The sequence below is a fragment of the Methylobacterium carpenticola genome (assembly GCF_042748905.1).
Lineage (GTDB): Bacteria > Pseudomonadota > Alphaproteobacteria > Rhizobiales > Beijerinckiaceae > Methylobacterium > Methylobacterium carpenticola.
Map to the genome: position 1 here is coordinate 5,665,596 of NZ_JBHZEO010000001.1, position 20,734 is coordinate 5,686,329.

At 67.8% G+C, this 20,734-nt stretch carries 20 protein-coding genes and 1 tRNA gene; 7 read left to right on the plus strand and 14 right to left on the minus strand.

Going from position 1 to position 20,734, the window contains the following annotated elements:
* Positions 1-219: 219 nt before the first annotated feature.
* On the plus strand, positions 220-507 hold the full coding sequence (locus ACE101_RS26225; protein WP_379136040.1) for an MTH1187 family thiamine-binding protein: 288 nt from the start codon (positions 220-222) through the stop codon (positions 505-507).
* A gap of 17 nt (positions 508-524) precedes the next feature.
* Here the strand turns inward: ACE101_RS26225 and ACE101_RS26230 are convergent, their stop codons facing one another.
* The 10 genes from ACE101_RS26230 to dnaK form a co-directional block, all read right to left on the minus strand.
* On the minus strand, positions 525-1,568 hold the full coding sequence (locus tag ACE101_RS26230; protein WP_379136042.1) for a DNA polymerase III subunit delta': 1,044 nt from the start codon (positions 1,566-1,568) through the stop codon (positions 525-527).
* Positions 1,558-2,235 carry a dTMP kinase gene (gene tmk / locus ACE101_RS26235; RefSeq protein WP_379136044.1) on the minus strand — a complete coding sequence of 226 codons (678 nt, stop codon included), beginning with the start codon at positions 2,233-2,235 and terminating at the stop codon, positions 1,558-1,560. The genes ACE101_RS26230 and tmk overlap by 11 nt, the downstream gene beginning before the upstream one ends.
* Entirely contained in the window at positions 2,232-3,440 is a 1,209-nt protein-coding gene (locus tag ACE101_RS26240) for a D-alanyl-D-alanine carboxypeptidase family protein (protein WP_379136046.1), read from the minus strand. Before ACE101_RS26240 ends, tmk begins: the two co-directional genes overlap by 4 nt.
* Positions 3,441-3,755: 315 nt before the next feature.
* Positions 3,756-4,991, minus strand: a complete 1,236-nt coding sequence (locus tag ACE101_RS26245; protein WP_379136048.1) for a septal ring lytic transglycosylase RlpA family protein — start codon at positions 4,989-4,991, stop codon at positions 3,756-3,758.
* Positions 4,992-5,343: 352 nt separating this feature from the next.
* Positions 5,344-5,481 (minus strand): hypothetical protein, encoded by a 138-nt coding sequence (locus ACE101_RS26250; protein ID WP_379136049.1) that lies wholly within the window; start codon positions 5,479-5,481, stop codon positions 5,344-5,346.
* A gap of 382 nt (positions 5,482-5,863) precedes the next feature.
* The gene (locus tag ACE101_RS26255) at positions 5,864-6,112 is read right to left on the minus strand and encodes a hypothetical protein (protein ID WP_379136051.1); all 249 of its coding nucleotides are present in this window, start codon (positions 6,110-6,112) and stop codon (positions 5,864-5,866) included.
* Between the two features lie 204 nt (positions 6,113-6,316).
* Positions 6,317-6,751 carry a GlcG/HbpS family heme-binding protein gene (locus ACE101_RS26260; protein ID WP_379136053.1) on the minus strand — a complete coding sequence of 145 codons (435 nt, stop codon included), beginning with the start codon at positions 6,749-6,751 and terminating at the stop codon, positions 6,317-6,319.
* Positions 6,752-6,873: 122 nt separating this feature from the next.
* On the minus strand, positions 6,874-7,500 hold the full coding sequence (locus ACE101_RS26265) for a class I SAM-dependent methyltransferase (protein ID WP_379136054.1): 627 nt from the start codon (positions 7,498-7,500) through the stop codon (positions 6,874-6,876).
* A 228-nt stretch (positions 7,501-7,728) separates the two neighbouring features.
* Positions 7,729-8,892, minus strand: a complete 1,164-nt coding sequence (gene dnaJ / locus ACE101_RS26270; RefSeq protein ID WP_379136055.1) for a molecular chaperone DnaJ — start codon at positions 8,890-8,892, stop codon at positions 7,729-7,731.
* Between the two features lie 162 nt (positions 8,893-9,054).
* The gene (gene dnaK / locus ACE101_RS26275; protein ID WP_379136057.1) at positions 9,055-10,971 is read right to left on the minus strand and encodes a molecular chaperone DnaK; all 1,917 of its coding nucleotides are present in this window, start codon (positions 10,969-10,971) and stop codon (positions 9,055-9,057) included.
* A 365-nt stretch (positions 10,972-11,336) separates the two neighbouring features.
* On the opposite strand from dnaK, the gene ACE101_RS26280 reads away from it, so the two are divergent.
* Complete coding sequence (locus tag ACE101_RS26280; protein ID WP_379136060.1) at positions 11,337-12,278, plus strand: hypothetical protein; 942 nt, start codon at positions 11,337-11,339, stop codon at positions 12,276-12,278.
* 48 nt (positions 12,279-12,326) lie between these two features.
* On the opposite strand, the gene ACE101_RS26285 is transcribed toward ACE101_RS26280, so the two are convergent.
* The gene (locus ACE101_RS26285) at positions 12,327-12,959 is read right to left on the minus strand and encodes a YqgE/AlgH family protein (protein ID WP_379136062.1); all 633 of its coding nucleotides are present in this window, start codon (positions 12,957-12,959) and stop codon (positions 12,327-12,329) included.
* A gap of 171 nt (positions 12,960-13,130) precedes the next feature.
* Between ACE101_RS26285 and ACE101_RS26290 the strand changes: the two genes are divergently transcribed.
* The 3 genes from ACE101_RS26290 to ACE101_RS26300 all read left to right on the plus strand — a co-directional run bounded on the left by ACE101_RS26290 (position 13,131) and on the right by ACE101_RS26300 (position 14,847).
* Positions 13,131-14,006 carry a protein-disulfide reductase DsbD domain-containing protein gene (locus tag ACE101_RS26290; RefSeq protein ID WP_379136064.1) on the plus strand — a complete coding sequence of 292 codons (876 nt, stop codon included), beginning with the start codon at positions 13,131-13,133 and terminating at the stop codon, positions 14,004-14,006.
* Between the two features lie 124 nt (positions 14,007-14,130).
* Positions 14,131-14,613: a peroxiredoxin gene (locus ACE101_RS26295; protein WP_379136067.1), complete on the plus strand. Its 483-nt coding sequence runs from the start codon at positions 14,131-14,133 to the stop codon at positions 14,611-14,613.
* Between the two features lie 156 nt (positions 14,614-14,769).
* A tRNA-Pro gene (locus ACE101_RS26300) sits at positions 14,770-14,847 on the plus strand.
* A gap of 166 nt (positions 14,848-15,013) precedes the next feature.
* On the opposite strand, the gene ACE101_RS26305 is transcribed toward ACE101_RS26300, so the two are convergent.
* Positions 15,014-15,466 (minus strand): hypothetical protein, encoded by a 453-nt coding sequence (locus ACE101_RS26305; RefSeq protein WP_379136070.1) that lies wholly within the window; start codon positions 15,464-15,466, stop codon positions 15,014-15,016.
* A gap of 429 nt (positions 15,467-15,895) precedes the next feature.
* Between ACE101_RS26305 and ACE101_RS26310 the strand changes: the two genes are divergently transcribed.
* Together ACE101_RS26310 and ACE101_RS26315 are read left to right on the plus strand one after the other, a co-directional pair.
* Positions 15,896-17,434: a VPA1262 family N-terminal domain-containing protein gene (locus ACE101_RS26310; protein ID WP_379136072.1), complete on the plus strand. Its 1,539-nt coding sequence runs from the start codon at positions 15,896-15,898 to the stop codon at positions 17,432-17,434.
* Positions 17,435-17,459: 25 nt separating this feature from the next.
* Positions 17,460-19,454 (plus strand): hypothetical protein, encoded by a 1,995-nt coding sequence (locus tag ACE101_RS26315; protein WP_379136075.1) that lies wholly within the window; start codon positions 17,460-17,462, stop codon positions 19,452-19,454.
* Positions 19,455-19,551: 97 nt separating this feature from the next.
* Here ACE101_RS26315 and ACE101_RS26320 read toward each other — a convergent pair whose 3' ends face one another.
* Both ACE101_RS26320 and ACE101_RS26325 read right to left on the minus strand, forming a co-directional pair.
* On the minus strand, positions 19,552-19,740 hold the full coding sequence (locus ACE101_RS26320) for a hypothetical protein (RefSeq protein WP_379136078.1): 189 nt from the start codon (positions 19,738-19,740) through the stop codon (positions 19,552-19,554).
* A 239-nt stretch (positions 19,741-19,979) separates the two neighbouring features.
* Positions 19,980-20,666, minus strand: a complete 687-nt coding sequence (locus tag ACE101_RS26325; protein ID WP_379136080.1) for a hypothetical protein — start codon at positions 20,664-20,666, stop codon at positions 19,980-19,982.
* Between the last annotated feature and the right edge of the window lie 68 nt (positions 20,667-20,734).

The following is a 20,734-nucleotide window of genomic DNA, read 5'->3' on the forward strand; positions in this document are numbered from 1 at the left end:
CGAGGATCGCGAGGGCGCAAGCGCCCGGTGTTCCGCAAGCCTTAGCGCAAATTCCCGGAGAGGTGGACACCCCCGCGCGCAGTTCCCCCCGCTCGCTCCCCGGAGCGGGCCTTGACAGGCCGGGGCGCATCTCCTCGGCTGGCCCGCCGGATCCGGCCCGGGCCGGAGCGGCCGGGAGGCGCGCCGGCCGCCGGGGACAAGCCCGCAGGGAGGAGACGGATGAAGGTCATCGCGGATTTGTGCATCGTGCCCATGGGCGTCGGACCCTCCGTCTCCCCCTACGTGAAGGAGATCAAGGCGGTCATCGACGCGAGCCCGCTCCACGCGGAGATGCACGCGAACGGCACCAACATCGAGGGCGAACTCGGCGACGTCTGCCGGCTCATCGAGCAATGCGAGGCGCGGCTCGCCGAACTCGGCGTCGAGCGCGTCTTCTACACGATGGTGTTCGGGTCGCGACGGGACAAGGAGCAGTCCATGGCCGACAAGCTCGACGCCGTCCGGTAAGCGCGGAAGCCCGACCCCTACCGCGCCGCCGCCACCTCCTCGAACAGCGACAGGATCACCGGGCGGCGGTCGAGGTTGTAGATCGCCGCCTCGCGGGCCGCGCGGGCGATGCGCTCGCTCGCATCGGCGAGCGCCGCGAGGCGCGCCGGCGGCTCGGCGAGGCGCCGGCCGATCTCGGCGGCGAGGTGGCGCTGCACCGTGTCGAGGGTGGTCTCGTAGAGCGCGTCGGCGTCCCGGGAGTTCAGGCGCTCGGCCAGCGCCAGCACCCGGCGCCAGTCCGGGACGGTGAGCAGCGCCTCGACCTCGTCCACCAGGGCGAGGGTCGCGGGATCGAGCAGGCCCAGCGCCCGCGACACCGAGCCCTCGCTCAGGGCGGCGGCCCGGGCCAGCACCTCGGGCGGATGGGCCGAGAAGGGCTCGCCGAGGCCCTGGAGCACCCGCACCACCGCCTCGTCGCCGAGCGGGCGCAGGGCGAGGCGTCGGCAGCGGGAGCGGATGGTGGGGAGCAGCCGGCCCGGCGCGTGGCTCACGATGAGGAACAGCGAGCGCGGCGGCGGTTCCTCGATGAGCTTGAGGAGCGCGTTGGCGCTCGCGAGGTTCAGCTCCTCCGCGCAATCGACCACGCAGATGCGGTAACCCGCATCCGCCGCGGTCTCGGCGAAGAGATGGAGCGCCCGGCGCGCCGCCTCCACGGTGATCTGGGTCGGCACCGTCTTGGCGCCCGGCGCCCGCTGGCGGCGCAGCACCACCAGGTTCGGATGCGCGAGCGTCGCCACCTGCCGGGCGACCGGGTGGCTTGCCGGCACCGCCAGGGTCTCGGGCACGCCTCGCCCGGCCCCGTGGGCGAGGAGATGCCGGGCCACCCGGTAGGCGAGCGTCGCCTTGCCGATCCCGCGCGGGCCGCCGATGAGCCACGCGTGGTGCAGCCGCCCCGCACCGATCGCCTCGCGGAACGCCCGCTCGGCCGCCTCCTGGCCGACGAGGGCGGTCTGGGCGCGCGGCCGCGTCAGGCCCGGGATCTCGCCCGGCTCGCTGTCCTCGACCGGAACCTCAGGCGGCATGGCCCTGCCCTCCGCGACGCAGCTGCGGCAGCCGCCCCTCCACCGCCGCCCGGACGGCCGCGGTGACCGCGTCCGGCTCGGCGGCGGCGTCGATGAGCACGCAGCGCTCCGGCTCCCCGGCGGCGATGCTGCGGAACGCCTCCCGCAGGCGCTGGTGGAAGGACAGGGTCTCGGCCTCGAAGCGGTCCGGCCCCTGGCCCTCGGCCCGCTGGCGCGCCCGGGCGAGCCCGGTCTCGGGCGGCAGGTCGAGGATCAGGGTCAGGTCCGGCCGGGTCGGCCCGACCACCACCCGCTCCAGGGCCGCGACCTCCTGCGGGTCGATGCCGCCGGCCGCGCCCTGATAGGCCCGGGTCGAATCCGCGAAGCGGTCGCAGAGCACCACGGCGCCGCGGGCGAGCGCGGGGCGGATCAGGGTGTCGAGATGGTCGAGGCGCGCGGCCGAGAACAGCAGGGCCTCCGCGAAGGGGCCGTGATCCTTGGCGACCCCGGCGAGGAGCGCCGTGCGGATCTGCTCCGCCCGGGGCGAGCCACCGGGCTCGCGGGTGATCACCACCTCCCGGTCGCCCCGGCGCAGGTGCTCGGCGAGCCGGGCGATCTGGGTCGACTTCCCCGCGCCCTCCCCTCCCTCGACGGTGATGAAGACGCCGGTCCGCGCCGCCCCGCTCACGAGCGGTTCGTCAGCTTGGCGAAGGCGCCGCGCACCCAGCCGGTGCCGACCTCGAGGGCGGCGTCGAGGGCGCGCTGGCTCATGGTGCCGGGGCCGACCGCCTCCGCCGTGTAGAGGGGCATGTCGAGCACCGGCTGCTCGTTGCGGGTGATCCTGAGCCGGGCCACCTCCCGTCCCTCCGCCACCGGCGCCACCAGCGGGCCCTGATAGACCACCCGGGCGGTGAGCCGGTCGGCGGAGCCGCGCGGCATCAGCACGCGCACGGGCTTCTTCGCCACCAGGGCGACCTTGCCCTTCTCGCCTCCGTAGGTGTCGGCCTCCGCCACCGTCTCCCCGGCGGTGAAGACCTGCCGGGCCTCGAAGGCGCGGAAGCCCCAATCGAGGAGCTTGCGAGCCTCCGCCGCGCGGTCGCGGGCAGTCTTGAGGCCGCTCACCACCAGGATCAGGCGCTGGCCGTTCTGCACCGCCGACCCGGTCAGGGCGTAGCCCGATTCCTCCAGGTAGCCGGTCTTCAGCCCGTCCGCCCCGACATCCATGGTGAGGAGCGGGTTGCGGTTCTGCTGGCGGATCTTGTTCCAGGTGAACTCGCGCTCGGCGAAGAGCTTGTACTCCTCCGGATAGGTCTCGATCAGGTGGATGGCGAGCTTGGCCATGTCGCGGGCCGTGACCTTCTGGTCGGGCGCCGAGTAGCCGGTGGCGTTGCGGAAGGTGGAGCGCGTCAGCCCGATCTCGCGGGCGTGGCGGTTCATGATCTGGGCGAAATTGTCCTCGGTGCCGCCGATCGCCTCGGCGGCGGCGATGGCCGCGTCGTTGCCCGATTGCACGATCAGACCGCGCAGCAGGTCGGGCAGCTTCAGCTTGCTGTTGAGCTGGGCGAACATGGAGGAGCCGCCGCCGCCCGCGCCGCCGCGCTTCCAGGCGTTCTCGCTCACCGGGAACTCGCTGTCCTGGGTCAGGCGGCCCTTGCGCAACTCGTCGAAGATCACCTCGACGGTCATCAGCTTGGCCATGCTGGCGGGCGAGAACGGCTCGTCGGCGGCCTTCTCGTAGAGCACGGAGCCGGAATCGGCATCGATCAGGATCGCGTGCGGGGCCTGGCTCTGGAAGCCCTGCGCCTGCGCCGTGGCCGCGAGGCAGGCGGCGAGCGCGACCCCCACCGCGAACCGTGCGACCGCCCTGCCCGCCCGTGCTGCCGTCCCCGCCATGCGCGATCCCGTCCCGTTTGCCGACCGGCGGCCACTCTGCCGTCCCGGCCGGAATGGAGCAATTGCGGCCGAACGCCCGCGAGGGAGAACTAGAGCGCTTCCCACCGAAGTGGATCCCGGTTCGGCGCAAGGAAGCGCGTCGAATCAAAGCTCTAGGGACCATGGGCGGGGGTGATACGGTTTCCGGACGATCACTTTCGGAAACCGTATCACGAGCCCGCGCGGCGCCTGAGCGAGGCCGGTTTCCGCATCGCGAAGCGATCATCCGGAAACCGTATGACAGGCCCGCGCCCGTCATCCCCGCCGCGCGTCGCGTCAGAGCATGTCCGCCATGCGCGCGCGAGGCGCGGAGGCGGAATGCGTCCGGTTCGCACCCGCTCCGCCGTCACTCCGGGCGGTCTGGCTGCGGGCCGCGCCTGGCTTGGCGGGCGCCGGCTGGGAGCCGGTGAGCCGGAGCGGCGTCGAGAGCGCCAGCGGCGCGCCGTGGCGCGGGGTCGCGGGCGCCGATCCGGCCTTGCCCGCGGGCTTCGCCGCCGCGGTGGTGGCCGCCACCAGCATGGCCTGGGCCAGGGCGTTGCGGTCCTTCGGGGCGGCGGGCTTCGCCGCTGCCAGGACCGGTTTGGCCCCGAGGCCGGGCTTGGCCGCGGCGACGGCGGGATTGAGCCCTTCGACCGCGAGCTTGGGCGCGGCGGCGTGGCGCGGCACGGCCTCGGCGAGCCGGACCGGGGCCGGACGGGCCGGCGCCTCGGCGACACGCAGCGCGGGGGCCGGCGTCACGACGCGCGGACGCTCCACCACCGGGGCGACGGATTCCGGTTCGGGCTCGGGCCGCCGGAAGGCGAAGGGCTTCGCCTCCTCGCCGGCATCGGCCACCATCAGGTTGGCGCCGGAGGGGCCGCCGGCGGGCCGCCCGTCGGTGCGCAGGGTCGCCATCAGCTTGCGGTCGTCGCTGCCCGCCACCGCGGCCTTGCCGATATACTCCACCCGCACCTTGGTGGTGCCGCGGCGGTGGAATTCCAGGGCCTCGGCCACCCGCTCGGACACGTCCATCAGGCGGCCCTCGTGATAGGGGCCGCGATCGTTGACGCGCACCACCATGGAGTGGCCGTTGGCGAGGTTGGTGACGCGCGCGTAGCTCGGCAGCGGCAGGGTCGGATGCGCGGCGGCCACCGAGAAGCGGTCGAACACCTCGCCATTCGCGGTCATGCGCCCGTGGAAGGCGGTGCCGTACCACGAGGCCAGACCCTCGCGGACATAGCCCTTGGGGTTCTCGCGCGGCACGTAGGTGTGGCCCGCCACCATGTAGGGCTTGCCGACCATGGCGCGGCCGCCGCCCTTCGGGATCGGGTCGTTCTCGCCGTAGAGGCGCGGGCTCGGCGCCACGCCGTATTTGGGATCGACCTGCCGCCCGCTCCGCGCCGCGCTGGCGGTGGGCGGCGGCTTGCCCGCGCAGTTGGCCGTGAGGAGCGCCACGCCGGCCACCGCCGCCAGCCGAAGCACGCCCGCCCCGGTGCCGGATGCGGCCAAGCCGCTCTTCGAGGATCCCGCCATCGTCCTTCCGGTTCCCACCTGCCGCCGACCCGGTGTCACCCGGATCTCCGCGCGGCCTGATCCGCCGCCGGAGCGACGGCACTCAACGCCACGCTGACGCGCGTTCGTGAAGGAAGGCTTGACGGCTCTTCGAGTCAAACGTCCGGCCAGGACCCTGCGGCGGCCCGAGGATATCCTGCCAAGTCCTTGACTGCGCTGGCGATAAGGCTCCGTCCATCAGACCCGGGCGGCGGTCCGGCCCATCGCGTCGGACCTCAGGATAAGCAATCAACCCATTGGCAGAGCTGACGGATTGACGATGGCGGCCGGAACCGCCCGGCTGGGCGGCTCCATCCACAGCTTGGCCGGCGGACTATTCCGCGCCGTCCTCCGGTTCGCCGGCCGGCGCGAGGCGGACCCAGGCGTCGAGGGCCCAGCGGATGCCGTGGCCGGCGAGCGTCGCGAGCGCCATCGCGCCGCCGATCTCCAGGAACAGGGATGTGTCCGTCATGGGCCAGTCTCGTTGCAGGGCCGCCCAGTGGAGCGGCGGAGACGGCGGACCGCCAGTGCCGGGATGCGACACAGGGGGCGGCGAGGCCGGATCCGGCCCGCTCGGCGGCCGTTTCATCCTGACTGTGGCATGAACGACCGATGCGGCATGTGCGACGGCTCACGCCGCGGCCTCGCGGGCGAGCGGGAGGCCGGATCATCGGCGGGTGACAGGATCGCGCCCGATCGACGAAGGATGGCAAGTCGTTACGCGGCGTTGCTGATGCTGCGTGCAAACATCCCGTCCGCGCTCCGGCTCCCGTCCCGCTCCTCGTCACGAGGAGCGTCCCGGCTTCCGGGCCCCGATTCGACGCCGGAAGCCCCGACGGGCGCGTGGGGCGGCGTCAGCTCCGCCGCTGCGCCTTCATGTAGCCGGCGATGGCGGCTTGGCAGGGCTGCGAGAGCTTCGCCTTGTTCTGCTTGAAGCAGGCCTGCACCTCCGGGCCGTCCGGCGGGAAGTTGCCGCAATAGGTCAGGTAGTCGCCCGTGCAGGACTGCTTGAGGGCTGCGCGGTCGGGCGCGGGCGTCTGCTGGGGCGAGGCCAGGGCGCAGGTCGAGGTGAGGGCGAGGACGAGGACGGTGCGGCTGAGCACGGCGAAACTCCGGTACGAACCCGATCTGGCCGGGCGGCGCCCTCAGACCAGAGGATCGCGTCCAAAAGGCGGAAGCGTGGCCTTTGGTTCCGCCCCCGCCGGGGCAGACCTGCGTTGGCCGAACGCAGGTCCGCCTCGATTCCTGATGTGTCGCGGGGTCCTGTCGCAAAACCGGTGGCCGCTCTTGCGAAACCTGCCGAGCGCTCAGGTCCGCCAGGGATGGGCGGGCAATTCGGTGCGGCCGATGGCCTGCGCGCCCGCCTCCGCCACCGCGTGGTCGTTCTCCACGGTGGAGCCGCTGACGCCGATCGCCCCCGACATCACCCCGTCCTCGTCCACGATCGGAATCCCGCCCGGGAAGGTGATGAGCCCGTCATTCGAGTGCTCGATCCCGTAGAGCGGGCCGCCCGGCTGCGACAGCTGGCCGATCTGGCCGGTGGGCATGCCGAAGAACAGGGCGGTCTTGGCCTTCTTCTGCGCGATGTCGATGGAGCCGACCCAGGCGTCGTCCATCCGGTAGAAGGCCTTCAGGTTGCCGCCCGAATCGACGATCGCGATGCACATCTGGGTGCCGATCGCCGCCGCCTTCGCGCGCGCGGCCTCGATCGCCTGCTGGGCCTGCTCGATCGTGACGTGCATGCGTTCCTCCTTGCTCCTCGCCGCGCGGCCCCGGAGCGGCCGCGCGGCTCGACTTATAGAGAGGATCGCGGGAGCGGACGATGCGCGGCGCCTCCGCCATTCGGGCGAGGCGCAGGCGGCGATCAGGGCCGGCGATAGACCCAGACGCGGGCCGGCGGCAGGTTCAGCCAGACCTTGTTCGAGCGGCTCGCCGTGTAGGTCGAGGAGCGCTCCGGGATCGGCGGCGCCACCGCGTAGGTGAACTGCACGAAGGGGGCGTTCGCCTGCATCAGCTCGTGGGCGCCCTGCAGCAGCTCCAGGCGCTGCTCCAGGGGCTTGGTGAGGAGCGGCAGGCTCGAGATGGTGGCGCAGGCCGGCTCGTCCACGACGCCCCGCAGCGTCTCGCGGATGCGGTAGGCGTCGCCCCGCAGGATCGTCGCCCGCGGGAAGCGGCGGCGCAGCAGCTCGCAGAAATCCGGATTGTACTCGACGAGGACGAGCCGCTCCTGCTCGATGCCGCGACGCACCAGGGCGTCCGTCACCGGGCCGGTGCCGGGCCCGAGTTCGATCACCGGGCCGGGCACGCGCGGGTCGACGTAGGAGGCCATGGTGCGGGCGAGCATCCGTCCGGAAGGCGTCACCGCTCCGGTCACGAGAGGCCGCTCGAACCACGAGCGCAGGAAGCGCGCCTCGTCCTCGAACAGGTCGCGCCGGGGCGCGGTGCGGGACAGGGCGACGGCTTTCGCGCTGGATCGGCGGGGCAAGGGCAAGACGGTCGGACCCTTAAATCACGCGGACGATTGGGAAACGGCTCTCGACCAAAGGGGCGCCGCCGTCAAGCCTGGAGCCGGCTCTCGACCGGTCTCCCGCACCGGAAGACAGCTTGAGCAGGCCCGCGCGTGCAACGCGCGTGCTGCGTTCCGGTTCACGGGGAAATTGCGCGGCGCGTTCCGTCCGAGCACCGGACAAGTGCGCCGCAATGCGGATTCCGGCTTCGCTCAGGCGCGTCCGGAGCCGCTCAGGCCGTCGAAGAACTCCTTCACCCGCGAGAAGAAGCCCGCGCTCTCCGGGTGGTTGTCGGCCTGGGTGCCGTGCTGGTCGAACTCCCGCAGCAGCTCCTGCTGGCGCTTGCTGAGGTTCTGTGGCGTCTCGACGAAGACCTGGATGTAGAGGTCGCCGACGTCGCGCGAGCGCAGCACCGGCATGCCCTTGCCCTTGAGCCGGAACTGCTTGTTGGTCTGCGTCCCGGCCGGGATGCGCACGGTGGTGTGCGAGCCGTCGATCACCGGCACGGTGATCTCGCCCGAGAGGGCCGCCGTCACCATGGAGATCGGCACCCGGCAGAACAGGTCGGCCCCGTCGCGCTGGAAGAACGGGTGCGGCTTGATCGACAGGAAGATGTAGAGGTCGCCCGCCGGCCCCCCGCGCAGGCCCGATTCGCCCTCGCCCGCGAGGCGGATGCGCAGCCCGTCATCGACACCCGCCGGCACGTTGACCGAGAGCGTGCGCTCGCGGGTGACCCGGCCCGCCCCGCCGCAGGCGGTGCAGGGATCGTCGATGATCTCGCCCCGGCCCTGGCAGTTCGGGCAGGTCCGCTCGATGGCGAAGAAGCCCTGCGCCGCCCGCACCCGGCCGTAGCCGCCGCAGGTCGGGCAGGTCCGCGGCTTCGAGCCGGCCTTGGCGCCGGAGCCCGCGCAGACCTCGCAGGTGACGGAGGTGGGCAGCCGGATCGTCTCGGTCTTGCCCGCGAAGGCCTCCTCGAGCGTGATCTCCAGGTTGTAGCGCAGGTCCGCCCCGCGCTCCCGGCCGCCGCCGGTCCGCCCGCCCCGGGCCCCGGGCGCGCCGCCCGCCCGGGCATCGCCGAAGAAGGTGTCGAAGATGTCCGACATGAAGTCGCCGAAATCGGCGCCGAAGCCCGGCCCGCCGGGGCCCCCCTGCGAGAAGGCGGCGTGGCCGAAGCGGTCGTAGGCGGCGCGCTTCTGGCCGTCCGAGAGGGTCTGGTAGGCCTCGTTGACCTCCTTGAACTTGATCTCGGCTTCCTTGTCCCCCGGGTTCCGGTCGGGGTGGTAGGCCATGGCGAGCTTGCGGAAGGCGGATTTCATCTCGCCCTCGCTCGCCGTCTTGGCGACGCCCAGCACCTCGTAATAGTCGCGCTTCGACATTCCCCGTCCCCGAGCCCCTTGGGGCCTCACACCCCGAACATACGCGCGGCCCCCGCCGCCTCAGGCGCCGGGGACCGGCCGGTCTTCGCTTGGCTGCTTAACTTGGCTGCTGACGCAAGACACGCGCGGCCGGGGCGAAACCCGGCCGCACCGGACCCGTGATCAGGCCCGCTTCTTCTGGTCCTTGTCGTCGACCTCCTGGAAGTCGGCGTCGATGACATCGTCCTTCTTGGCCTCGGCCTGGCCCTCCGGCCCCGCCGCGCCGGCCTCGCCGCCCTGCGCCGCGTACATGGCCTCGCCGAGCTTCATCGAGGCCTGCATCAGGTCCGTGGTGCGGGCCTTGATGGTCTCGACATCCTCGCCGGCGAGCGCCTGGCGGAGGGCGTCGATGGCCGTGGTGATGCCGGCCTTGTCGGCCTCCGAGACCTTGTCGCCGTACTCCTTCACCGACTTCTCGGTGGCGTGGACGAGGCTCTCGCCCTGGTTCTTCACCTCGACGATCTCGCGGCGCTTCTTGTCCTCGGCGGCGTTGGCCTCGGCCTCCTGCACCATCCGCTGGATCTCGGAATCGGACAGGCCGCCCGAAGCCTGGATGCGGATCTGGTGCTCCTTGCCCGTCGCCTTGTCCTTGGCCGTGACGTTGACGATGCCGTTGGCGTCGATGTCGAAGGTCACCTCGATCTGCGGCACGCCGCGCGGGGCCGGCGGGATGCCGACGAGATCGAACTGGCCGAGCAGCTTGTTGTCGGCCGCCATCTCGCGCTCACCCTGGAAGACCCGGATGGTGACCGCGTTCTGGTTGTCCTCCGCCGTCGAGAAGACCTGGGACTTCTTGGTCGGGATGGTGGTGTTGCGGTCGATGAGCCGGGTGAACACGCCGCCCAGGGTCTCGATGCCGAGGGAGAGCGGGGTCACGTCGAGGAGCAGCACGTCCTTGACGTCGCCCTGGAGCACGCCCGCCTGCACCGCGGCGCCGATCGCCACGACCTCGTCCGGGTTGACGCCCTTGTGGGGCTCCTTGCCGAAGAAGGTCTTCACCACGTCCTGGATCTTCGGCATGCGGGTCATGCCGCCGACCAGCACCACCTCGTCGATCTCGCTCGCCGAGACGCCCGCATCCTTGAGCGCCTTGCGGCAGGGCTCGATGGTGCGCTGCACGAGGTCGTCGACGAGCGACTCGTACTTGGCACGGCTGAGCTTGAGCGCGAGGTGCTTCGGCCCGGAGGCGTCCGCCGTGATGTAGGGCAGGTTGATCTCGGTCTGGGTGGCCGAGGACAGCTCGATCTTGGCCTTCTCGGCCGCCTCCTTGAGGCGCTGGAGGGCGAGCTTGTCCTTGGTCAGGTCGATGCCCTGCTCGCGCTTGAACTCGGCCGCGAGGTACTCGACGATCCGGTTGTCGAAATCCTCGCCGCCCAGGAAGGTGTCGCCGTTCGTGGACTTCACCTCGAAGACGCCGTCGCCGATCTCCAGGATCGACACGTCGAAGGTGCCGCCGCCGAGGTCGTAGACCGCGATCACGCCGGACTTCTTCTTGTCGAGGCCGTAGGCGAGGGCCGCCGCGGTCGGCTCGTTGATGATGCGCAGCACCTCGAGGCCGGCGATCTTGCCGGCATCCTTGGTCGCCTGGCGCTGGGCGTCGTTGAAGTAGGCCGGGACCGTGATCACCGCCTGCGTGACCGGCTGGCCGAGATACGACTCCGCCGTCTCCTTCATCTTCTGGAGCGTGAAGGCGGAGATCTGCGACGGCGAGAACTGCTTGCCGTCCGCCTCGACCCAGGCGTCGCCGTTGCCGGCGCGCGTGATCGCGTAGGGCACGAGGCCCTTGTCCTTCTGCGTCATCGGGTCGTCGTAGGTGCGGCCGATGAGACGCTTGATGGCGAAGAAGGTGCGCGAGGGGTTGGTGACCGCCTGGCGCTTGGCCGGCTGGCCGACGAGCCGCTCGCCGTCGTCCGTGAAGGCGACGATCGACGGGGTGGTGCGCGCGCCTTCCGCGTTCTCGATGACCTTGGGCTGCGTGCCTTCCATCACGGCCACGCAGCTGTTCGTGGTGCCAAGGTCGATACCGATGACTTTACCCATGGTGGGATCCCTCGTTGATGTTTTAAGCAGACCGCCGAGCCCCGAAGCAGCTCGGCCCATGGTGCTACAGGTGACGAAAATCAGTTGACCGGGGCGGGATCCGTCCAGACCTCGGGGGTGAGGGTCGATGGCGGCGCCCGCGCCGGACGCGATATAAGAACGCCGCCAAAGGCCCGCAAGGCGAGGTCGCGCCGGAGCGAGACGGCAGCCAGTTGCGGGGGCCGCGCGCGCGCGCCGTCAAGCCGGATCGCCGCGGGATTCGCGCATCCGGCCAAGGCGCCACGAGAATGTTGCGGCCTTGCCACGTCGGCGCCACGGGTCGCATGGTAGGGTTGGCCTCCGCGCCGATCGCCCATTGGAGCCTGATGCCCCGGACCCGCCTCCTCCTCGCCCTCGCGGTGGTCCTGCTGCCCGCCCCCGCCTCGGCCCAATCCTTCTTCGAGGAGCTGTTCGGCATCGGACGGGCGGCCCGCCCCGCGCAGCCCGCGCCCCGCGTCGCCCCGCCGCCCATGGACGTGCCGCCGCCCGAGAGCCGGCCGGCCCCGGCGCCCCCCGCCCCGCCGAAGCCCGTGGTGATCAAGGCGCCGAACGACGACGGCGCCATCGGCCAGGACCTGCAGCAGAACGGTTCCGCCGGCTCCCTTCGGCTCGAGCGGGCGCAGGGTGGCGGGCTCACGGCCCGCATCACCCTCGACGGCACCAAGGTCTCGCAGCCGACGGAATCCTGCCGGGTGCCCCTCAATGGCGGCACCCCCATCGCCCTCGCCGACCAGGGCCGGCCGAACGGCGTGACCCGCCTCGCCTCCTCGGACCCGGTCTGCCCGCTGCGGATGGAGATCCTGGACGGCAGCGTGCTGGTGACGCCGCAGACCGAGCCGGACATCTGCGTCTTCCAGGCGGCGGATTGCGCGACGACCCCGAAGGGCCTGTGGGGGCCGGGCGCCGCCGCCCTGGTGACGCGCGCCCAGGAATTCGACACCGCCCGCGGCTCCGCCGACCGGGCCGTGCGCGAGAACTACAAGGTGATGACGCAGCGGGCGCGGCGCGAGGACGTGCGTCCCATCGTGGCCGAGCAGGCGGCCTTCTCGGCCGATCGGGAGCAGATGTGCCGCGCCTATGCCCGCGAGGGCGTGCACGGCTTCTGCCACCTGCGCTTCACGGAGGCCCGGGTGCTCTCGCTCGCGACGCGGCTCGGCATCGCCACGAGCGCGTCCCCGACCGCCAGCAACACCCCGCGCCCCGCCCGGCGGCGCCCGCCCACCGTGGAGGGGCTGAACCCGGGCTTCGATCCACAGCAGCCGGAGTGATCCGGGATCCGGACGTCCGGTTCGGCAACCGGATGACGGGCGGCGCCCTCAGGCGTGCCCGGCGCTCGTCGAGAGCATGGCGGGCTCGATCCCGATCGCCCGCAGCGCCCGGTCGTACTTGGCGTCGAGGGCGGTGTTGAAGATCAGCTCCGGATCGGCCGGGCAGTGCAGCCAGCCGTTGGCCTGGATCTCGCTCTCGAGCTGGCCGGCCTGCCAGCCCGCGTAGCCGAGGGCCAGCACCGCGTCGCGCGGGCCGGTGCCGGCGGCGATCGCCCGCAGGATCTCGACCGTGGCGGTGAGGCAGATGCCGTCGTCGATCAGCAGGGTCGACTGATCGATGTGGAAGTCGGGCGAGTGCAGGACGAAGCCGCGGCTCGATTCCACCGGCCCGCCCATCAGCACCGGCATGTGCCCGACCCGGTTCGGCAGCCGGATGGCGTCGTCCTGGCGGATGATGTCGAGCTGGACCAGCAGGTCGGGCATGTTGAGGTCGGCCGCCGGCTTGTTGACGATGATGCCCATCGCCCCTTCGGCGGAATGCGCGCAGAGATAGATGACCGCGCGCGCGAAGCGCTCGTCGGTCATGCCCGGCATGGCGACCAGGAGCTGACCGTCGAGGTAGCTCGCCGCGGGCGTCTCGTCCGGCACCGTCGTCTCGTGGGGGGCGGATAAAGTGCGCATGGGGGCATGCTACGCCCCGGCCCGGCAATGTCCATCCTCGAAACCCCGCCGCGGGCGCGGAACGACGCCGCGGCGGCGCTCGCGGGATCGCCGGGGTCACACGATCGTTTCTCGCAAGGGGCTGTTTCCCGCTGATACCTTCGGGACGCGTGGCGTGCGGACGACGAGGTCATGACCCTTCCTGCTCCGGGGCGGCGCCGGATCCGCCGCGCTTCCCTCGCGCTCGCGCTCGCCCTTCTGGCCTGCGCCGGAGGAGCGCCCGCGCGGGCGGCCTCGGCCTGGGCGACGGGGCTGCACGCCCGGGCGCGGCTGGTGCCCGGCGGCCAGGCCGGCGGGGTGCGCTACGCGGGCCTGGAGATCCTCCTCGACCGCGGCTTCAAGACCTTCTGGCGCGATCCCGGCGAGGCCGGGATGCCGCCCGCGATCGACTGGTCCGCCTCCCTCAACGCCGCCGCGGTCGAGGTGCTCTGGCCGGTCCCGCGGCGGATGACGGAGGCGGGCGACGTCGTCTTCGGCTACGTGGACCGTGTCGTGCTGCCGATCCGGGTGGTGCCGGCGGACGCGCGCGGCCCGGTCTCGCTCCGGCTCCGCCTCGATTACGGCGTGTGCAACGACATCTGCATCCCGGTGCGGGCCGACCTGTCGCTGACCCTGCCGGCGGATGCGGCGGCGGTCGGCGACCCGCGCGTGGCCGAGGCGGTGGCCGCCGCGCCGCGGCCGGTCCGTCTCGGCGAGGGGGCGCTCACGGTTCTGGGCGCCGTGCCGGAGCCGCCGGGTCTCGCCGGCCGGCTCTTCGTGGCCGTGCGGGCCCGGGTGCCGAGCGGCGACCGGGCGGACCTGTTCGTCTCCGCCCCGCCGGGCTGGCTGCTGCTGCCCCCGCCCCGGCCGCGGCCCGAGGCGCCCGGGACGGTGCTGTTCCGCATTCCCGTCCTGGAGCGGCCCTCGGCGCGGGACGACCGTCTCTCCCTGAACCTGATCCTGGCGAGCCCGGGGGAGCGGCCGGTGACGACCGAGGCCAACCTCGACACCCGGGAATGGCCGCGCTAAGCAGCGGGCGCGGCCCGGACGCGGCGGGGCGGTCATCCGTCCCCCGGGGCCCGGCACAGGAGCGGAGGCTCAGGCGACCGGGCGGCAGGCGCCGCCGGTCGGCCTTCACCGATCGGAGAGCACGATGACGATCCAGGTAGGCGACCACCTGCCCCAGGCGACCTTCCGCGTGATGACGGCGGACGGCCCGGCGGCGAAGACCACCGACGACGTGTTCAAGGGCCGCCGCGTGGTGCTGGTCGCCGTGCCGGGCGCCTTCACCCCCACCTGCCACCGCAACCACCTGCCGGGCTACATCGCCAAGCGGGACGAGATCCTGTCGCACGGGGTCGAGGCGATCGCGGTGACCTCGGTCAACGACGTCTTCGTGCTCGACGCGTGGTCGAAGTCGGCGGGCGCCGAGGGCATCGAGTTCCTGGCCGACGGCAACGGCGACTTCGCCAAGGCGATCGGCCTCGACATGGACGGCGCGGGCTTCGGCCTCGGCGTGCGCTCCAAGCGCTACGCGATGCTGGTCGACGACGGCGTGGTGCGCGCCCTCAACGTCGAGGACTCGCCCTCGAAGGCCGAGGTGTCGAGCGCCGAGACGCTGCTCAAGTCGCTCTGATCCGGCCGCGCCGGGGCGGGCGGTCCCGCCCTCCCCGGCCCTGCCTTCCGCCCCGGCCTCGCACGGTGCGGAAGGCCCGCCGAAAAGGGTTGCACCCGCGACCCGGGACGGCTAAGAACCGCGAGCTTCATCGCGGCACCGGCCGGGATCAAGTGTCGGAGCGTAGCGCAGCCCGGTTAGCGCACTAGTCTGGGGGACTAGGGGTCGTGGGTTCGAATCCCGCCGCTCCGACCATTCGAAATCAAGCACTTAGTCGGTGATGGTAATGCTTGTGGCTTCCGAAGACCCGAGATTAGGAAGCCAATCGGAAGCCACCTCACCCTTCAGGCTGTTTGGCCTTTGGCTTGCCGCGGATCGGTGCAGCGCCTGAAAGGCACGCCGACCATTTTGCTAGGCGCGCTCACGTTTGCGGATCCAAATCATACAGGGACTGTGATGGGTTGCGCCCCCTCATGCATAATGAGGTGAGGCCAGGGTTGGAATCCCTCCTGTGGCACCATTCCTGAACTGAGTTGCGAACCCTTTTTGGTTTGGGCTTGCCTGTCACGGCAGCGGCCAGGTTGTCGTTGAACCCGACGACACGCGGAGTGTCCTCGGTGACGATCACCGCGTCGACGATGGACGCGATGTAGGCCTTGCGCGCAGGCACATCGCCAGAACGCAAACGCTTGCGAACCGAGCGGGTGAGCTGCTCGCCTCTCTCTGGATCGATGGTGACCGTTTCCGCCTGGGTGGCACGGGCGTAGTCCAGCGCCTCGCGCAAGTGACCCCGCTTGCCGCCTATTGCGGCAATCCGCTGCTTCAGCGTCGGGTTGGCCCCGTCGGTCGCGCCGGCCTCGCCGTGTAGTTGCACGAGCTGAACCGGGGCCTAATAGGTCACCATCGTCCGGATCCTGCGCGAGCGTCCCAGGGCGACAAGTTCGCCGATGGACCAGCGCTTCCTTTACGTTGGTTCCATCGTTCCAGGGTGCGCTGGTCCATTGACGAGCTGGTGAGCGCCTCAAGCTCAAACTCCATCATACGCTCACCCGCAAGGCCAAGAGACGGCACGAAGCGAGCGGCCGCCCCTTCCCAATCATGTCAATCAGGGTCATTCTGTAGTGAACCATTGTTGTCTCTGATCAGGTGGAAATTCGCAAATCGAATCCTATTCAACGGCGGTTGGAGACAACCTCAGCCGCAGTTCGCTCCCACAGCGATCCCTACGGCACGCCCGTTGTGCGTGCGACTCAACGGGCACAGCGCGCTCCATTCATCTAGATTTGAGGATCAAAAAAGCCGTATGCCTGACACCGTCGATCGTCACTGGCTATGGGCGGCCTTCAGTGAGGACTCCGCCCTACTCTATGGATGTCTCATCCATAAGGCGGATCCATGGGCAGCTATTGCTGAGAGCGACAAGCTCTCAAGCACATCCTTGGGCGAACAGCGCATCCAGATTGTTCAGAATCTCGTTAACACAGCGAAATCACAGCAAATTATCGATGCACTTGGGGGTCAATCTGTGATCGATCTCACCGATATGGGCGGACCAACGTTCAAATTTGGGAGTTCACGGAGAAGGTTACTCGATGGATTCGGTCGCACAGCTCAATCATCAACGACATATGCGAGCTTGCGTATTCCTGAACTATCGGATGCAGAGTGGCGAACAGCATTCGATTTTCTAAAATCCACAATTGGTATTGATTTTCGGCGAGCATCTGATCGCATTGGCGCATTCGATATTTTCGACAGCCCGAAAATCGAGTCAAGTGAGATGCTGATCGATTTAGATATTGATCGTGAAAATAATCTCGAGGCAACGAATTATCCAGACAGTGTTATTATCCGTCATCGCCGGATTGGATCCTCGGCCGTCAACGTACAGTTGCAATTGAAGCTTAGCGGCGACTGGGTATTTTCGAGATTATTCGTATTGAGTCCTGGTCAAGAATTGCGATTCAAGGCGGTGCCTTTCGATCACTATTGCATGTCTGTGTTTGATGAGGCGGGTTCACTTGCTCAATTTGAGGAACACTCCTTATTTCTTCGCGCGGGCTTAAACATGTCCATGCTGGCCTCTGTGCGCGAAGTTGATGATCGATTAGCCCGCTCAGCGCAGGGTCTTAGTTCGCCGCTTCGCGACCGAGCAAGCGTGGTACAAACCCGGTCGACGAGGCGGTCACTGATTGGCGTTAATAACGTGCCTTTTGACGTATATCAGGCGCAGATGCGGGCTTTGATCAAGCGCTTGGTTCCCCCAATCGGAAGCGATCGGTGGTTTCCGCGTGGTGTGGCCCACGAAGTCAATGTCATCAGCTATTTAAATACGTTGCTGGACGGTGCTCGTGTAAACGCCGGTGTGCTAGTTGATCCATTTTTTGGAGTCGATACTCTGAAGAGGGTTATTGCCAGGCTTGAAAGCGTGGACGTGGCCCTCACAGTCGTGACAAGTCTGAGAGGTATTGATCCAGAAACAAACCAACAGAACGAGGATTTGATCTCTAAGTTGCGGCAGGCCCTTGATGAACTTCGAAGTGATAGGGTTCCGAATGCGTCACATCGCCTACAGGTCATAAATTTGGTTGATGGGTCAGATCAGGCTTTTCATGACCGCTATCTTCTGCTGAATCCGCATGAGGGCGAAAAGGAAGTCTATCTACTTTCAAATAGTCTTAATCGCTCGGCGGGCGTATGGCCGTTTTGCATATCAAAATTGGATCCCGCTGCGGCCCACGATGCCGCGCTTTATATAGACGGTTTGACGCATGGGCGGGACATCTCTAGCTCCACTCAACCCACAATAACATTTCAATGGCCTTCAAATGATAAACGGTAATTCCGATCCGTGCCGAGCGCCGGGAGTGCTTACTGCTGCGGCTTGGCTAATTGATGCAAAGAGCGACAGTGAACGTAAGCTTTTGAAGCAAGCCTATCTCAAATGCCTACTGAGCAGAACAGCGGCCGGTGGACGTTGGGATTGTGATGGGCTGCTCCTGGGTCGTCTCATCGAGCAGCGAATGCGATCTGGCGATATGCCGCGTCAAGGTGCGGTTCTCATTGGCATCGGCGAAATGGTTGCACGTTCGCATGCGCCAGAAGAAGCTATCAAAGCTGTATTATGCAGAATATTCCGTCGCTCAAGCCCTGAATCAACAATCCTTACGTGCCTTACCGAAGCCCTCGATCTCGCTCAGAAACATACCAGCGCACGACAGAGAGCAGTATCGCCTATATATAAGAGCCAGGAGCTCTCGATCAACGATTGGAACTCTCTACCGCTGGCCGACGGATGGATGCGACATCCAGCACCAGTAGGTGCTTTCGCTGGTTACGGACTGGGTTTCGTCACCCGTCTTCTGCTGCGTGGTGCTCCTGATCGGTTGCGCTGGTTTGCAGCAGAAGCCGACAAACGGCAAATTCTTCCAGCCGTGGTTGGCGCCGTTGGTGAAGCTTGTTGCTGGAATGAGGCGGTCGCCTGCAAGGCGCTGCAGAGCGGCGTTCCTCTTTTCATCGGCTTCGGAGTAGCGCGCCTCCTGCACGGTGGCGAAGACGGAGAAGGTTGGAAAGCCTCTTCCGTAGATCACATGCTTACTACAAGCGAAGTACCGCTAGCGGGGCGGGTGCGGGTCAGCGCGCTTATGTTAAAAGAAATGGTTCACGCTTGGCATCGGCAGAAAGACCGGCCTTACGAGAATCGTCGCAGGCGTGTCCTACTTCGTTTCGAACCGAAGCATGCGATAGGCGGCGAGCGGTACGCTGCGAATGAAATCGAGCGTTTAGCAGAGGAAGAGGCCTCTCTTGAGGCAAGACGAGCCGCCGTCATGGCCGCTCTAGATGATGCGCTCCACGCTGCAGCTCAGCTGGACGTTGATCCTGGAAAATTGTGGAGCGTATTTGAGCCATCATTGGTTGACACACCTGAGATAAGGCACCGCTTTGCAGCTGCGCACCCCGAAGGCCCGATCCGTTGTGCGGCCTTTGAAGCTTCCTTGGCGGTGTTCGACGAAATCCTCGGAGTGCGACGCCCAGAACGCATTTGTCGTGAAAATTTTGAGTCGTTCCGTTCTGGCCGCGACCTCGCCTTGTGGGCGGCTCATTCGCAGATCATGCTTTCTAAAGCCAACCGGCGTGATGCAGGCCATGACGCGGCCCGGAGGATCGGGCGGGTGGAGCAAGCTCTGCGCAACTTCGTTCTCCAACCGTTCGCGGCATCCCGGTTCGGCGAGCTTTTTCAGCACGCGCTCGAACGCTGGTCATTGCTGCTTCAGTTCGCCTTTTCTGTCGCTTTACTGGACTCTAACGCCCCATTGGTTCGGCTTCGCGACCTCGCGCTTCAATCTGCTCTTTCATTCCTGCCGGTTGGCGATCGCCTTTGTTACAGCCATAAAGCAGTAGATTTCGTCGCTGGATTGACTGCTGATGCATTGACGACCGCTTCGCCTGAAGATTGCTGGAAATGGATCAACGATGAAAATCAGCCGATTCTTCTCCGTGCGCAGATTGTCTGGTCGCGTTCGGATACTATAGGGGTAAATTGCGGCCTCGGCGAATCGCTGATTGAGAAGGTAGCGGCTCGCGAGACTCCGCCCGGTTTCCCCGGACGCAATGGGAGTGCACTCTTCGATATTCTCGATCGGGCAGCAGCCATGATCAAACAGGATGCTCGACTGGATCTCAGCCCTCTGTTAGCCGCTCCTTATAAGAGGGCGGCAGCAGACATAAACACGCCGCTTGCTCAGAGTCTTGATCTTGCGACGCTGCTTGCCGCACTCAATGGCGATGCCGACGCCCATCGGCAGGTGAGGGAAGACGCTATTTGGGGCCAGAGCCGGCTCAGCGAAGTCCTCAGTCGATGAAGTGCGAGCAGTCACTAGCTGCCCGACTGCCTGAGCCGAATGGTGACGTGTTGAGCCTCTGAGCTTCACGCCCCTCCAGCTCAGAATCTTGGAACTATCACGCGTCAAGGCGCGCCCGCCCAGCCCGCAGCACCGCAACCACCACATCCTGCCGCCGGGCGGCAGCCTCGAGCGCCATAAGATCGGCGCCGCAGGCTGCAAACGTGCCGCTCACCAGCGCCTCGCGCCGTCTGGCCTCGCTCTCGGCGATACCAGCCTCTTCCGGATCGCTGATCACCTTCCACAAGGCCGCATCGAAGTCTACGCCCCACCGCACTGGCGGCTCCAGGTGCCGGGCGCCCTGGTAGCGACGCCAGTGCGCGCCCGTCGATCCAATTGGCGAACATAGCTTACGGCTTTATTGGGCAAGAATTGCTACCCACAAATCGCAATCTATACTGAAATTTCGTCTATCTGCTACCGAGCTGCTTTATATCGGTAGCGCCCCCCGTGCAGTAGGTGCGCGAAGCAGATCAACCATAAGATTCAAGAGCTACGGAATGGGAGGGGCGGGACGCGGACCTCCTGACCGGCAAGACTGATAGGTCCTATTGCCGGCTCCACGTTCGGGTCGGGGTGTCTGGCCACCTCGGCGTTCCAATAGCGTGCCAGCCACTCCACCTTGGCATAGACGTCGGGCTGATCGAGCGTCAGGTCGAGCTTCGTCTGGATGATCTGTCGGATCGACCGTCCTACACTGCACAAAGGGTGCCGGAGCATGTCCGGGTTGCCCGGATCCTGCCGGTTGTAGCAGCCGAGTTCGGTTAGGTAATTTAAGAACCAGACGCCATCCCGGTCGCGCAGCAGCCTCGCGTTGCGATAGACGGCCCAGACCTCGGTTTCGCGGGCATATCGCTCGGCGGCTTCAAAGGCCCGGGCGCCCAACACCACCCTCGGCATCTTCGCGACCGTCGACTCGAGGCGATAGGCCTCGTTCACCCCGACACCGAACACGAGGTTAGGATCGTGTCGCATACCCCCAATTGTCACACCACCGCGGATTAGGACCCCGATTTGAAGCAAGTTCCAGGCGAGCGCATCAACCGAGAACAGCAGGTGCCAGAGCCCGTCCGGCGTGTTCGCGGCGGACAGGATGAGGCTGTCGGAAAAGTTCTGGCTGCGCAGGTCGGTTTCCCCGCCACTCGGCGACGAGACCGCCCGGACCTGACCCAACGCCTCCGCGATTTGGTCGCGTAGTCCGGGGTCGCGGTCAGCGCGCCGGACTAGCATTACAGTTGCAT